Below are 14,401 nucleotides of genomic sequence, written 5' to 3' on the forward strand. Positions count from 1 at the left end.
GGTCAGTGGGAGAACCTTCAGCATGGACGTCAGGGCAGCGATCGCATTCGAGGCGGGTAAACCTCTGGAGATCGATACGGTTCAACTGGACGGGCCGAAAAGCGGCGAGGTTCTGGTCGAGATCAAGGCCACCGGCCTTTGCCATACCGACAAGTTCACATTGTCGGGCGCCGACCCGGAAGGGCTGTTTCCCGCCATTCTGGGGCATGAAGGGGCGGGGATCGTTCGTGAAGTCGGCTCCGGCGTGACCTCCCTGCGACCGGGTGACCACGTCATCCCCCTGTACACGCCGGAATGTCGCCAGTGTAAGTCCTGCCTGTCGCGCAAGACCAACCTCTGCACCTCCATCCGCGCCACGCAGGGTAAGGGCCTGATGCCCGACGGGACTTCACGGTTTTCTTACAAAGGAAAGCCGGTTCATCATTATATGGGCTGCTCGACCTTCGCGAATTTCACGGTCCTGCCGGAAATCGCGCTGGCGAAAATTCGCGAGGACGCCCCTTTCGACAAGGTCTGCTACATCGGCTGCGGCGTTACGACCGGCATTGGCGCGGTCATGTTCACCGCCAGGGTCGAACCTGATTCGACGGTCGTCGTGTTCGGTCTCGGCGGGATCGGGCTGAATGTCATCCAGGGCGCGAAAATGGTCGGCGCGCGTCAGATCATCGGCGTGGATCTCAATCCCGCGCGCGAGGCGATCGGGCGCGAGTTCGGCATGACCCATTTCGTCAACCCGGCCGATCTTGGCGAGAACGGCGATCTCGTCGGCCATATCGTCGAACTGACGGGAGGCGGCGCCGACTACACATTCGAGTGCATCGGCAACGTGAAGCTCATGCGTCAGGCGCTTGAGTGCGCCCATCGTGGTTGGGGCGTTTCCTGCGTGATCGGCGTTGCCGGAGCCGGGCAGGAAATCAGCACGCGTCCGTTCCAGCTCGTGACCGGACGGCGGTGGATCGGCTCGGCGTTTGGCGGCGCGAGAGGCCGGACCGACGTTCCGAAGATCGTGGACATGTACATGGACGGACGCATCAATATCGACAGTCTGATCACGCAGCATCTCAGGCTTGATCAGATCAACGAAGGCTTCGACCTGATGACGCAGGGCAAGAGCATCCGCTCGGTCGTCGAATACTGAAGTCAGACGGTACGGCCTTGATCCTTGCGCTGAGCGGTCGTCCCGTTAAAACACGGCTGAACATGACGGGACGCTGGGCCATCGGGGCGGCCTCCCGGCAACGGAGGATCGAGACATGACCCAGCGCGTAGCCCTCGTGACCGGCGGCAGCCGCGGAATCGGCGCTGCCATCGCCCAGTCTCTGGCCAGAGATGGCTTCGACATCGCGATTTCCTATGCGGGCAACAAGACGCGCGCCGATGAGGTGGTGGCCGCCATCGAGGCTCTCGGGCGCAAGGCGATCGCCATTCAGGCGAATGCCGCCACCATCGAGGGCAACAGGGCCGTGATCGCCGAGACAGTCAATGCTTTCGGGCGCATTGATGCGCTCGTCTGCAATGCCGGGCGTTATCCGCATGGCGCGATCGACACCATGACGGCGGAAGAGATCGATCTCACCCTGGCGCTCAACCTGCGTGCCGTGATGGTCGAAACGGCCGAGGCCCTGCATCATATGGGCAAAGGCGGTCGCCTGATCTATGTCGGCTCGGCCTTCGGCGAGCGTTCGCCGTTCCCCGGCATTTCCGTCTATTCCGCGACCAAGGCCGCACTTCCGGGTTTCGCGCGCGGGGTGGCGCGTGACGTCGCCAAACGGGGCATCACGGTCAATGTCGTGCAGCCCGGTCCGATCGACACGGAGATGAACCCGGCGAAGGGCGAGGGGGCGGCGATGCTCAGCGGTTTCGTCGCCAGCGGACAGTACGGTGAGGTTCACGACATCGCGGCGGCGGTCTGCTATCTCGCGTCGCCCCAGGCCGGCTACGTCAATGGCACGACGCTGACCGTTGATGGCGGTCTGTGCGCCTGAACCGCGCGATCTGAGGGAGACAATCATGGCGATCGAGACGCTGTCCGAAACACTGTGCTGTCGGGGGCGGCTCGGCTTTTATCGCCATGCGTCCGAAACGCTCGGGCTGGACGCGACTTTCGGCGTCTTTCTGCCGGAAATCGCGCTCTCCGGAACGCCGGTGCCCGTCGTCCACCTGCTGGCCGGTCTGACCTGCACGCAGGAGACGTTTTTCATCAAGGCCAATGCCGTGCGGTTCGCCGCGAAATACAATCTCGCGCTCGTGGCGACCGACACCTCCCCACGCGGGGCCGGAACGCCGGGCGAGGATGAGTCCTACGATCTCGGCGCCGGGGCCGGATTTTATCTCGACGCCACGGCCGCTCCCTGGGCGCAACATTACCGGATGGGGAGCTATATTGCCGCCGAACTCCCGGCTCTGACCGAAGCCCATTTCCCGCTTGACGGGCAACGTCGCGGGATCATGGGCCATTCGATGGGCGGCCATGGCGCGCTCGTCCATGCCCTGCGCGCGCCGGAAAAATGGAAGACCGTGTCGGCTTTCGCGCCCATCATGCATCCTGCCGCAGTCCCCTGGGGCGAAAAAGCCTTCACCGCCTATCTCGGCGAGGATCGTGCGGACTGGCGCGCATGGGACGCGACGGCGCTTCTGGAAGCCGGGCGCACCCATCCGGGGACGATCCTGATCGATCAGGGGCTGAGCGACCAGTTTCTCGACCGCGAACTCCGGCCGGAACTTTTCGAGGCCGCCGCCAGCAGAGCGGGGCAGGGGCTGCGTCTGCGCCGCCATCCCGGCTATGATCATTCCTACTGGTTCATCCAGACATTCATCGAGGACCACATGGCCCATCATGCCGTGGGGCTGAAGGGTTAACACCATGCGATTCCTGCTCTGGCCTCTTATGCTCATGCTCGCGGCCTGTGCGTCTCAGGGCGCGCGACAGGCCGGTCCGGGAGAGAGCGCATTCTCTCCGGTGACGCATGCCGATTTCCGACATGACACGCTGGCGCTGAGCTGGCAGCCCGGCTTCTGCTCGACCGAGAGCGGCTGCCTGCCGGATCAGCCGAAAGCGCCGTTGATCGGCCTGCACGGATTATGGGCTTCGGAGCCGCACACGCTGGAGCAAAAGGGCGTCCCGGTTCAGGAATGGTGGCGCAAAGGGTGCGACCTGTTCGAGGATGCCGGTCCCGCCGCGTCGCCGCCCCTTGATGCCGCCATGAGCGCGACGCTCGCGGAAATCGTGCCTCACACGCGCCAGCCGCTGGTGCCGCATGAGTGGAACAAGCACGCGCGGTGTTTCGGCTATGCGCCGGGGCCGTTCTTCGCCAAAGGCGTGGATCTGCGCCAGAAATTCGCACGTTCTCCCGTCGGCGCGTGGATGTACGCCCGTCAGGGCACGGTCATCGCTCACGCGGATCTGCTCTCTTTCTTCGACAAGGCCACGGGGAATACTCAGGCCCACGCGCTGCAACTTCGCTGCGGCTATGACCATCAGGGGCGTGTGGTCCTGACCGAGTTGTGGATGACCCTGCGTCCTGATGGGCTCGATGCGTTTCCCCAGGCGGCGTCCTTCATGACGGCTGTCGACGCACAGGATAACTGTCCGACCCGGTTCCTGCTGTCGCGCTGGTGAGGCCGCCTGTCACGCATTCATCACGAGCAGACGGTCCTGTACTGAGCCAGACTGGAATGGACGGCCCCATGGCCGTCCTCGGATATCCACATCGGGGAATGTCACGCGTGAAAAGATTGTCTGTTCTGATGATCGGGGCTCTTATGCCGATCCTGACCGCCTGCCAGGAGACGCAGCCCTCTGTGGTTCCGCAGACAGCCGCGATCTCCGCCGCGCCCGGCCAGTTGACGGGCAAGGCCGCTCTCGCACCGGTCGACAGCGTGCCGGGGGCTGGCGAAGCCCTGACCATCACCTATCTTTCGACCAATGGCATGAGCGGATCGGGACTCGTGCCAGTCACGGGCGAGGTGATCTATCCCTCCGGTCCGGCCCCCGCCGGAGGCTGGCCCATCATGGCGTGGGAACATGGCACGGTCGGCATCGCGGATGAGTGCGCGCCATCGCGCAACCCCCATTCGGCGCGCGATCAGGCCTATCTCGCCGAATGGCTGCATCGCGGATTTGCGATCGTCGCCACCGATTATCAGGGGCTGGGCAGCGAAGGCACGCATCCTTATCTGAACGCGCGCGCGGAAGCCTATAGCGTGCTCGATGGCATTCGCGCGGCGCTCTCGGCGCTGCCGGACCTGCGCAACGAAGTCATGGTCGTCGGACAATCGCAGGGCGCGGCCGCAGCCTTCGCGGCGACGGCTTTTGCGCCGGACTATGCACCGGCGCTGCTGATCCGCGGGACCGTGGCGACGGGTATTCCGTATATGACCCCGCAGATTGCCGCCTCCCTGCTGGCCAGGGCGCAAAAGATGACGCCCAAGAAAGGGGATAATGGCGAGGCTGACCCGCTCGTTGCCTATGCCCTGTTGATGGGCGCTTCCCAAGCTGGCCTGGACCCGTCTTTCGAAGGCTCGCAAGCGTTTACTCCCAGGGCGATGGCCGCGTTTCATGCCGCGTCTTCCATCTGTCTTCCCGCTTTGCTGGACATGGTGAAAACCGAACACCTGAGCCAGAGAAACGCGTTTACACCAGATATGGGCAAGGCTCTGGCGCCGGTTTTCCGCGCCATGGCCTTTCCGACGCTCAGGCTGAAAACGCCGCTTTTCATCGGCATCGGCGGGAAAGACCGGGATGTCTCACCCGAAGGGCAGCTTCTTCTCGCCCGGGATGCCTGCAAGGCGGGCACGGTGGTCCAGACGCATCTCTACAGGGCCGAGAATCATTCTGGAGCGGTGATGGCGTCCGTCCCGGACTCGAGGATTTTTACGACGGCTGTCATGGCTGGCGGAAACGTCGTGTCTTCCTGCGCGCCAGTTCATCACTGACGCCGCGGTCCATGCGATTCTCTCGTATGTCCGGAGGGATCGCATGGAAAATACGCACCTGTCGCGTCACGGGTTTTGTTCGGCGCGCGCGGCCGTGGCTTGCGGAGGATGCGGAGGCGTGTCTCCGGGTGTGCGTTCCGGCATTCCACGCGGTTGCAGGTCGAGCTTGCGCAGCGTGAGCCAGCCGATCATTGCGGCCGCAAATCCGGATAACGCGCCCACACCGAGCGCCCAGCGCGGACCGAAACTATCCGCGACCCAGCCGACGAACGGAGCGCCGATGGGCGCGCCGCCGAGCGCGATGCCGACCCGGAGCGCCATGACGCGACCCCGCATGAACGGCTCGGTCGTAAGCTGCATGACGCTGTTCGTGGTGCTTGTGAAAAGGAGCGTCGCGACGCCGATGATGGTCAGCGTGATCGCGAAAAGCCAGTAACTGGGAGCGAGCGCCGCCAGCGTGCATCCCGTCCCGAAGACCAGCGTGCCCGTCATCAGCGCGCGAAAGCGCGCCTCCCCGCTCCCCGCGCTGAGGAACGACCCTACGACCGTTCCGACAGCCATGATGGACGAGAGGAGCCCATATTCTTTCGCATTGGCATGAAAGACCTTCACGGCCATCGTCGCCGTGAAGATCGGGAAATTCAGCCCGAATGTTCCGATCAGGAACAGCATCGCAAGGATGGCTTTCAGGTCTGGGCGCGCCCAGACGTAGCGCAGCCCTTCGACGAACGCGCCTTTGCCATGGTGGCTGCGCGCATGCGGATGAAGCTCGGAAACCCGCAGCAATGCGAGCGAACCCAGCACCGCGAGAAAAGAGGCCCCATTGGTCAGGAAAGCCCAGCCCGTACCGATGGATGCGATGACGATGCCGCAGACGGCCGGTCCGATCATGCGGGCCGCATTGAAGGACATTGAATTCACACCGACAGCCGCAGGCAGTTCAGCGTCTCCAACGAGTTCGGCAACGAAAGTCTGGCGTACAGGAGCGTCGAATGCGGCGGCACAGCCGAAGAGGGCGGCGAAGATATAGACCTCCCACAGGCGGATGATACCGGTGACGGTCAGAATGCCGAGCATGAGGGCGAGCGCACCCATGATCGCCTGGGTAGCCATGAGCAGGTGACGCTTGTTGCAGCGGTCGGCGGCGACGCCCGTCCATGGCAGGAGCAGGAATTGCGGGCCGAACTGCAGGGCCATCACGGTGCCGACCGCGGACGCGCTGTGATGCGTAAGCCCGGTGAGGACGAGCCAGTCCTGCGCGGTTCTCTGGACCCATGTGCCGATATTGGAGACGAGCGCTCCGATCGCCCAGATACGATAGTTGAAATGGCTGAGAGGCCGGATCACACGGAGGATCGACGCGTTCATGTCCGCGCTGACGGATCGTCGCCCCGTAGGTCGTCGAGACGAGGAGAGAACCCGGGAGAGATCAGGACGATCCCGCGACGACAAGCGACGGGCTCCTGTGGAACGGCGTCGTCGGGCGCGTCCACATGAACGACCAGCATGTCATGCTGCCTTCGTATCGAGCGCGGTCATGATTTCGCTGGCAGTGCCGCGTTCGCCGAGCCGTGGGAAAACATGGTTGAGGCTGTATTCATGAGCCTCGGCCCGTGTGTCCGTCATGGCGTCGGATACCAGCGTCACATTGAAACCGAGTTCGTAAGCCTGACGCGCCGTGGCTTCGACGCCAGTTCCGGTCGCGACGCCGCAGATGACGACCTGCGTGACGCCCGCGGCTTTCAACCGTGCTTCAAGATCCGTCGTGGCGAACGCGCCCCAGCTTTGCTTCGTCATGACGAGGTCACCGGGTTGACGGTCCAGATCGTCGATCAAATCCGCAAACCCGCTCGGCAGCGGGCTGTCGAGCCGAGGACGCTGCTCGGTGCGGCCAGGTGCGGCTCCCGTGACATTGACCAGCACCACGGTCAGTCCGCGCGCGCGAAAAACTTTCAGCAGTGTGCGTGTGTGCCGGAGGACGTCAGCGATCGGATGCACAAAGGGATAGCCGATAAGCCCTTTCTGGAGATCGACGACGATCAGGGCCGTCTCTGGATCAATTTGTGAAATGGTCATGACGTGATCCCTTCAGGTGCGGTGAACTGTCGTCATCCGTCAGTCGTCCACGACCTTTCTGATGAGCGCGAGGGCTGTCAGCAGGCGGGCCTGTTCATCCGGCGACAGATAGTGCTCGATCCTGCGACTCAGCCAGTCCTGGCGTGCCGCGCGTCCCTCGACGATCCACGCCCGAGATGTCTCCGTAAGGTCGAGAATGGTCTGGCGACCGTCGGTGGAATCGGGCTCGCCGCGGATCATGCCTTCCGCTTCGAGCGCCGCAATGATCTTTCCCATGGACTGGGGACGCATGGCCTCGGCGCGGGCCAGGCCGGAAGCCGTCGCCGGTCCGTTTTTCTCCAGACGGACAAGAACGGCGATCTGGGACGGCGTGAAGTCGCCGACATTGGATTGCTCACGAAGGCGGCGCTTCAGACGTCCGATCAGGCCTCTGAGCTCTTCGGCCGCTTTCGCGGCGGTCGGGGTGGAAAGAAGTGATGGTGGCATACGTTCGAGATTATAGCGTTTCGCCATATATTGAAAGCCAAACTTATCACCTAAGCTTATTATATGCGTGATGAACCAAGCGGGGTGGACGTCTGTGACCGACCGAAAGGCCGTAACGATTAAGGAATGTTCCGGCTGGCCCGATCATGATCCGGTCGCGACACCTCCATTGGGCCGTATGGAGCGCGGTGTCCGCACATTTTAAAAGCTTGGACCATGACAGTGAACTTTCACGATCACCGCGTCGACCATGGCGCATCCTTAAGAGCAATCGTGCTGCCGGATTGCGATGAATCCAACAATGGCCGTGTTCTGAATTTCGCCAATTATATGAACTGCATTGACGGGAACATGAATGATGTCCTCCACAATCGGAGGGGTCTTTATTCGCCCAGCAGATGCAGCACGATTTCGCGTCGATGCGGCTGTCTCCGATGCTCGAAAAGGTAGAGACCCTGCCAGGTGCCGAGGACTGGCTCCCCGTCCAGAACAGGAATGCTGAGCTGGATATCAGTCAACATCGTGCGCAGATGGGCCGGCATGTCGTCCGTCCCCTCATAATCATGGATATAGCTGCGGCTTTCAGGGACGAGGTCGTCAAAAAATGACGCGATATCCTGCCGCACCGTCGGGTCGGCATTTTCCTGGACCGTCAGCGACGCCGAGGTATGGCGGCACCACAACGTCAGCAGGCCGTTTTCAATGCCTGTTTCGCGCACCCAGTCACAGACCCTGTGCGTGATCAGGGTCAGGCCCTTGCCGCGGGTGGTGAAGGAAAGCCGCGTGAAAGCCTGGTGCATGAGGATCCATCCCGTTCATGCCCCGCGCGGGGGCTGTGTTCAGGAGTTAACGGAGAAAACCCACGAGGCGTTCCGCTTCGCGCACGATCGGTTCGGCGATCACGTTCGCACGTTCGGCGCCGTCGCGCAGCACGGCTTGCAAATGGTCCGGCGCCTGAAGCAGTCGACGGGTCTCGTCGCCGACCGGCCCGATATGCGTCACCAGCAGGTCCGCCAGCGCGGTCTTGAACGGGCCAAACCCCGATCCTCCGAAACGGGCCAGAACCTGAGCCATGCTCTCGCCTGACAGGGCGGCGTAGATCGTCACCAGATTGCGCGCCTCGGGACGGCTTTCGAGGCCTTCCTCTTCAGACGGAAGCGGCTCGGCGTCGGTCTTGGCGCGGCGGATCTTGAGCGCGATCTCGTCCGCCGTGTCGGTCAGTTCGATGCGCGACTGCGCCGACGGATCGGATTTGGACATTTTCTTGGTGCCGTCCCGCAGGCTCATGACCCGCGCGGCCTCGGGGGGGATCAGGGCCTCGATCGTCGGGAAGAAATCGACCTCGTAATCGTGGTTGAACTTCTCGGCGATATCATTCGCAATTTCGAGATGCTGCCGCTGATCGTCGCCGACCGGAACGCGCGTCGCGTGGAAGGCGTGAATGTCCGCCGCCATGAGGGATGGGTAGATATAAAGGCCCGCGGAGTGCGCCTCGCGATCCTTGCCCGCTTTTTCCTTGAACTGGGTCATGCGGTTCAGCCAGCCAAGGCGGACGACGCAGTTGAAGATCCAGCCCAGCCGCGCGTGAGCCGAAACGGCGGACTGATTATAGAGAATCTGCGATTTCGGATTGATGCCCGAAGCGATCAGGCACGCCGTCTGCGTGAATGTGTCCTGACGGAGCGTTTCGGGTGTACGCCAGACGGTCAGCGCATGCATGTCCACGAGGCAGAAAATGCATTCGTGATCCTTCTGCAGGGCGACCCAGTTACGGATCGCGCCGAGATAGTTGCCAAGCTGCGGGACACCGGTCGGCTGAATGCCGGAAAATACGCGTTGCATAGCCGGTGTTTTCGGACGGGTTGGCCGCCCGGTCAATGGGCTCGAAGAATGCGATGAAACGATTTCGCGGATGCGGAAGCTTCCGAACCGGGCTGCGAGGCGCGTTTCCGCGCCCCGTGGCGCCGCCATCCCGGAAACGGCGCACGCTGAAACCGGGATTCAGCAGCTTACGGCATTCTTGCGGGGCCGTGGATCAACCCTTGTTCTGGGCCGCGTAATAGGCGCTCACGTCATGCCACAGCGCGCTGCGGCTGGTGGGGCGCGCGTAGAGCATGTGGCCCCCCGCATAGAGATGCAGGCTGATCCGGTCCGCGCCCACCGGAATATGATCGCGCGTCCAGCGGCTGGTGCCGAAGGGGCAGGCCATGTCGAAATATCCGTTGGCGACGAACACATGAAGACTTGGATCGAGGGCGAGCAGCTTGCGCAGGACCGGCGTCTGCTCGGTCAGGAAGCCATGCGGTCCGTAATTCCACGAACCGTTCACCTTCATGCTCAGAAGTTCGTAGGTCAGCTCTGTTTTGAAGCCCAGTTCATTGGCGACGTAGCCCGTAAACGCATTGCCATAGGCGCGACCGAAGCCGGATAGCGTCATTTCCGGGCTGTTCTCGTTATCGATGCCATCCGGGTACGGATCGGCGATGGTCTGCGTGAAGTCATACAGTCCATGCAGACGACCGTCGCGCGAGCGCACGTCATGGGACATCGGATCGAGCGCGCCGCTCTGTTTGGCGACGACCGCTTCGGGGATACCCGTTTTTTGCGAAACTTCCGTATAGAATTTCGTGGCGGCTTCGCCCTTGGGTGGAACGTTGGCCAGCGTGCTCAGATAGGGGCCGAGCGCGTAGCTGTAGGCAGCATCGACGGCCTCCGGCGTCAGTTGATGCGTTTCGTCGAGATGGGAGGCGATGAAGCTCGGCAGGATCATCGCCGCGCCCAGCGGATTGTTGCCGGTGATGTAGTTCATTTCGATGGCGGGCGAGATCATGACGATGCCGTTGACGATCAGGTTCTGCTCTTCCTGTAGAGCATTGGCGACCTGAATGGAGCGCACGCCGCCATAACTCTCGCCGACGAGATAATGGGGCGATGCCTGTCGCGCGTTATCGCCGGTCCAGAGCTGGATGATCTTGGCAAAGGCCGACGCGTCTTCCTTCACGCCGTAATAGAGTTTGGCGGCTTTTTCGTCGTCGAGCGGGCGGCTGTAGCCGGTGCCGACAGCATCGATGAAAACCATATCGGTGGCAGGAAGCCATGTGTCGGGATTGTCGACGAGCTTGCCGTTCGCGCCGTCCGTCGGGTTGTTGGCGGGAAATTCCAGGACTTTCGGACCTGCCGCCCCGAGGTTGAGATAGGCCGAACCGGCCCCCGGACCGCCATTGAAGAAGAAGGAGACCGGGCGGTTCGCCGGGCTCGCGCCATCCTGCGTATAGGCGATGTAGAACACCTTGGCAGATGGCTCGCCCTTGTCGTCGCGGAGCGTCACGGTCCCGGCATGGGCCGTATAGCTGATGACATGGCCGCCTGCCGTGAGCTTGTGATGCGTCACGGAATCCGCCGGGAGCAGCCCGGCGAGGCCGTCTTTCTTGTCAGCCGGTTTGTCGGCGATCTTTTCGACGGTCTTTTCGGCAGCGAGGGCGGGCGTCCAGCCGGTCGACAGGGCGACGGGCAGGGCGGAGGTGAGCAGCAGTGCTGCAAGGGAGGGTCGGATCATTGGGCGATCGTAGTGAAACCACCGTCATGCGCCAATGACGTAACATTAAATAAGGAAGCCGACACGAAAGGTCGGCTTCCCTGAACGACGGATCAGAAATCCGCCTGGATGGCGATGTTGAAGCTGCGGCCGATCACCGCGTCATAGTAACGCTGCAGCGAGCCGACATACGGATATTGCGGCTTCGCATCGAACACGTTGTTCATCATGAAATTGACATGATAATGCGTGGCGAACTGATAGCCGATCGTCGTGTTGAACATGAAATACTGCTTGAAGTTCTGGTTTTCGTTCACGTCGTCGGCGACGTTCAACTGATACTTGGCGCCGCCATAATAGATCATCTGCCACTGGAAGCTGAGGGGGCCGCGATCGTAATTGATGTTGGTCGTGAAATGATCCTGCGGCGTCGCCGTATTGCCGAATTCGGTATAGGTGTTCGCCAGATAGGTTCTGCTGTTTTTGATGTAGTGCATATAGCTGACGGTCGTCGAAACCTCGCCCGCATCCTCGGGCAGGCCAAGACGGCGCAGCGGCAGGGAATAGGCCATCATGGCCGAGAGGCCCTGCATTTCCTGCTGGCCGATATTGTAGTATCCGTCATTGAAGTTCGTGATCTGGTGATTGGAACCGCGTGTGAACTGCTGGCACATGTTCTGCCCGCTGATGATCACGTTCGGATACGAGGGAGAATCGTAGCACGAGGCCATGAGATCGCCAACGCTAAGGGATTCGATCTCGTGACGGATGCGGATGTTGGTATACATGGCGGTGAGCTGGAAGCCGCGCACCCAGCGCGGCGTCGCGGTGAAGCCGCCTTCGAAGGAGTCCGCGGATTCGTTCTGCAGATGCGAATTGCCGCTGACCGTTCCCAGAACGGTATAGTTGTTGATGTTGGACTGGAAGCCAGACGGGATGCCGGCGCGGGCACAGTTCGCCGCCCGGATCGCCGGATTGGGACCGGAAGAGATGAACTCCGATGAGCAGGGATCGGCGCCATCGTCATAGCTCGATCCACGCGGCGAGTAGAGCTCCGTGATCGACGGCGCGCGCAGGGCGCGGGTGTAGTTGCCCTTGAAGGTGATGTCGCGCGTCGGAGAGTAGGCGCCACCAGCCGAATAAGTCCAGAAGCCACCAGTGACGGAGTTGTAGACATATCGACCTGCCGCATGGGCGGCGAGGTTATAGACACCCATGACCTGCATTTTCGGCGAGACGAGCGGAACGTCGAGTTCGCCGAAGGCTTCATGCGTGTGGAAGGCGCCGCTGGTCGGCATGACCGGAATCAGATCGCCATAAGGCTGATAGGTGCCGTCGCTCATGGCTTCGCCCTGCTCGAAGGCGCCAGGATTGAAGTGAAAATCCTCGCGACGATGCTCATAGCCCAGGACGTAGCGGACGTCACCGGCGGGAAGTGTGACGATCTTGCTCTTGATGTCGGCGATGATGTCGAACTGCGCGTTCTGCTGGTTCTGGCTGCTCTCGGTCGTGATGTATCTATAGGCCGCGTTGCTGGCCTGCCCGTTGCCGAACGGGTTGAGCGGCGCACAGGTCTCGGACATCGTCGCCAGCGTCGAGTTCGTATACGGCGCACAGGTAATCTGTCCGTTGGCGCCAACGACGGAATTCAGGGCATTCTCGTAATTCTGCGTCACGGGCTCGGGCTGGTAGGTGGTGGCCATTGAGCGCCCGTAAGTGCCTTTTACCTCCCACTGGAAATTGCGATGTCCGACATCGAAATCGCCATTCAAACCGCTGACAAAACGAAACAGGCGGTTATCGGTGGTGAAATTTTCAAGCGCGTAATCGGTGCTGTTGCGCGACAGATAGAAATGATCGGTCGGTAAACCATTGGCGGCGAGCGCGTTGACGATCGTCGAGCGTTCGGCGCTCGTGAGGAACGGATTGTTGGTGTTCAGATAGAGATTGCCGTTAGCGTTGCCGATCGTCGGGTCGGAGGCACCGACCATCGCGGACCCGAAGAGTGCGGTATTGTAGTACCCCGACGTTGCAGCGCCTTCCGCGTGTCCCTGCTGATAAAAGGCATCGATCATGCCGTGCAGGTGCTGCGTGAAATCGTAGCGAATGGTCGTCGTGAGATTCAGACGCTGCTGGGGCGAAACGATATTCCCATATGCGTTGTTGGGATAACCGTTGCCCCCGAACGCATCGAGTTGATCGCCGGAAGGAATGCCTGTGTTCAGTGGGATCAAGCTCTGGCCGTTAGGACTAAACATGAGGGTCTGGCCAGCGGCATTGGCGATACCCACGTTGTTTTGGCCGCCAAGGTTAGGAATGCCGTCCGTGAGTGCTGGGATTCCGTTCTGCGAGTAGGTGATGTTGCGCGAGTCGCGCCCCAGAATATATTGATATTTGCCGTTGCTGTCGGCGTTCTGAAGGTAGGTCTGCTGGTCCTGACCGGCCCATTTGGAACGTGCCGAGACGGGAAGACCCATCTGCTGGTTATATTCCGCGTCGAACACGATCTTTCCGCGATCATGGTCGAAATGCGTGCCCGTGAGCAGATAGGTGCGATAGCTGCCGCCGTCGCCGCGCTGCGTGAAATCTCCCTGACCGTTCATGCGGACGCCCTGGAAATCGTCGTTCAACTGATAGTTGACCGTTCCTGCGATCGCATCCGAGCCGTAGATCGGCGCGCCACCGATGGCCATGGTCGTGACGTTCTTGAGCATTGAGGTCGGGATGACGCTGGCATCGACCGGCGAACCGGCGACGGTACCGAACACAGAGGATGAAGCGTCGGACACGAAGCGCATGCCGTCGACCAAGCTGAGCGTGCGTTGCGATCCGAGATTGAACATGTTGGGCAGGAACTGACCGGCCCCGTAAGATCCCTGGCTGCCGACAGGGCTGTTGTCGCCGGTTGAGAAGGCCGGGTTCTCATTCATGAGCGCCATGCCGATATTGGTATAGCCGCGCTTGGAAATCTGTTCCGCGCCCAGCGTCTGGGTCGGGAACATGTCGGAAATCTGGTTCTGACTCAGGCGCGAACCGACGACGGTGATCTGCTCGCTATTGGAAGGCGTTTTCCCTTTTCTGAGCGCCGCGGACTTCACCGAAAGTGACGATGTCGACGCCGGAACCGGGGCGGCAACGGCGCTTGGAGCTGTGGCGGGCGCTTGCGCGTTCCCCGTCGTCGACGACGAAGCCGCTGACTTCGCTGATGTTTTGCCGTGCGTCTTCTTATGGGTCGACGTGTTGCTTTGTGCGGCGAAGGAGGGGGAGAGTGTCAGAAGTGATGTCGCTGCGACGGTGGTGAGCAACGAGAGATGACGTAAGACACGTTTGCGCTGCATTGAGACAATATCCTGCATCCAGTGATGCCCC

General features: G+C 61.6%; 12 protein-coding genes. 5 read left to right on the forward strand and 7 right to left on the reverse strand.

The window, feature by feature from the left end:
* Positions 1 to 22: 22 nt before the first annotated feature.
* From PWM43_RS04575 to PWM43_RS04595, 5 genes are all read left to right on the forward strand, one after another.
* Complete coding sequence (locus tag PWM43_RS04575; RefSeq protein WP_289841386.1) at positions 23 to 1,138, forward strand: S-(hydroxymethyl)glutathione dehydrogenase/class III alcohol dehydrogenase; 1,116 nt, start codon at positions 23 to 25, stop codon at positions 1,136 to 1,138.
* Positions 1,139 to 1,253: 115 nt separating this feature from the next.
* Positions 1,254 to 1,985, forward strand: a complete 732-nt coding sequence (locus PWM43_RS04580; RefSeq protein WP_289841387.1) for an SDR family oxidoreductase — start codon at positions 1,254 to 1,256, stop codon at positions 1,983 to 1,985.
* A gap of 25 nt (positions 1,986 to 2,010) precedes the next feature.
* Positions 2,011 to 2,859 carry an S-formylglutathione hydrolase gene (fghA, locus tag PWM43_RS04585; protein WP_289841388.1) on the forward strand — a complete coding sequence of 283 codons (849 nt, stop codon included), beginning with the start codon at positions 2,011 to 2,013 and terminating at the stop codon, positions 2,857 to 2,859.
* A gap of 4 nt (positions 2,860 to 2,863) precedes the next feature.
* On the forward strand, positions 2,864 to 3,619 hold the full coding sequence (locus tag PWM43_RS04590) for a ribonuclease T2 family protein (RefSeq protein ID WP_289841389.1): 756 nt from the start codon (positions 2,864 to 2,866) through the stop codon (positions 3,617 to 3,619).
* A 98-nt stretch (positions 3,620 to 3,717) separates the two neighbouring features.
* Positions 3,718 to 4,935, forward strand: a complete 1,218-nt coding sequence (locus tag PWM43_RS04595; protein WP_456304633.1) for a lipase family protein — start codon at positions 3,718 to 3,720, stop codon at positions 4,933 to 4,935.
* 66 nt (positions 4,936 to 5,001) lie between these two features.
* Here PWM43_RS04595 and PWM43_RS04600 read toward each other — a convergent pair whose 3' ends face one another.
* The 7 genes from PWM43_RS04600 to PWM43_RS04630 all read right to left on the reverse strand — a co-directional run bounded on the left by PWM43_RS04600 (position 5,002) and on the right by PWM43_RS04630 (position 14,370).
* On the reverse strand, positions 5,002 to 6,303 hold the full coding sequence (locus tag PWM43_RS04600) for an MFS transporter (protein WP_289841391.1): 1,302 nt from the start codon (positions 6,301 to 6,303) through the stop codon (positions 5,002 to 5,004).
* A 141-nt stretch (positions 6,304 to 6,444) separates the two neighbouring features.
* Complete coding sequence (locus PWM43_RS04605; protein ID WP_289841392.1) at positions 6,445 to 7,011, reverse strand: cysteine hydrolase family protein; 567 nt, start codon at positions 7,009 to 7,011, stop codon at positions 6,445 to 6,447.
* Between the two features lie 39 nt (positions 7,012 to 7,050).
* The gene (locus tag PWM43_RS04610) at positions 7,051 to 7,524 is read right to left on the reverse strand and encodes a MarR family winged helix-turn-helix transcriptional regulator (protein ID WP_289841393.1); all 474 of its coding nucleotides are present in this window, start codon (positions 7,522 to 7,524) and stop codon (positions 7,051 to 7,053) included.
* Between the two features lie 356 nt (positions 7,525 to 7,880).
* Positions 7,881 to 8,297: a secondary thiamine-phosphate synthase enzyme YjbQ gene (locus tag PWM43_RS04615; protein ID WP_289841394.1), complete on the reverse strand. Its 417-nt coding sequence runs from the start codon at positions 8,295 to 8,297 to the stop codon at positions 7,881 to 7,883.
* Positions 8,298 to 8,343: 46 nt separating this feature from the next.
* Positions 8,344 to 9,339, reverse strand: a complete 996-nt coding sequence (trpS, locus tag PWM43_RS04620) for a tryptophan--tRNA ligase (RefSeq protein ID WP_289841395.1) — start codon at positions 9,337 to 9,339, stop codon at positions 8,344 to 8,346.
* Between the two features lie 193 nt (positions 9,340 to 9,532).
* Positions 9,533 to 11,053, reverse strand: a complete 1,521-nt coding sequence (locus PWM43_RS04625; RefSeq protein ID WP_289841396.1) for a S10 family peptidase — start codon at positions 11,051 to 11,053, stop codon at positions 9,533 to 9,535.
* A 92-nt stretch (positions 11,054 to 11,145) separates the two neighbouring features.
* Positions 11,146 to 14,370: a TonB-dependent receptor gene (locus tag PWM43_RS04630; protein ID WP_289841397.1), complete on the reverse strand. Its 3,225-nt coding sequence runs from the start codon at positions 14,368 to 14,370 to the stop codon at positions 11,146 to 11,148.
* Between the last annotated feature and the right edge of the window lie 31 nt (positions 14,371 to 14,401).

It is taken from the genome of Brytella acorum (genome assembly GCF_029309905.1).
Taxonomy (GTDB): Bacteria; Pseudomonadota; Alphaproteobacteria; order Acetobacterales; family Acetobacteraceae; genus Brytella; species Brytella acorum.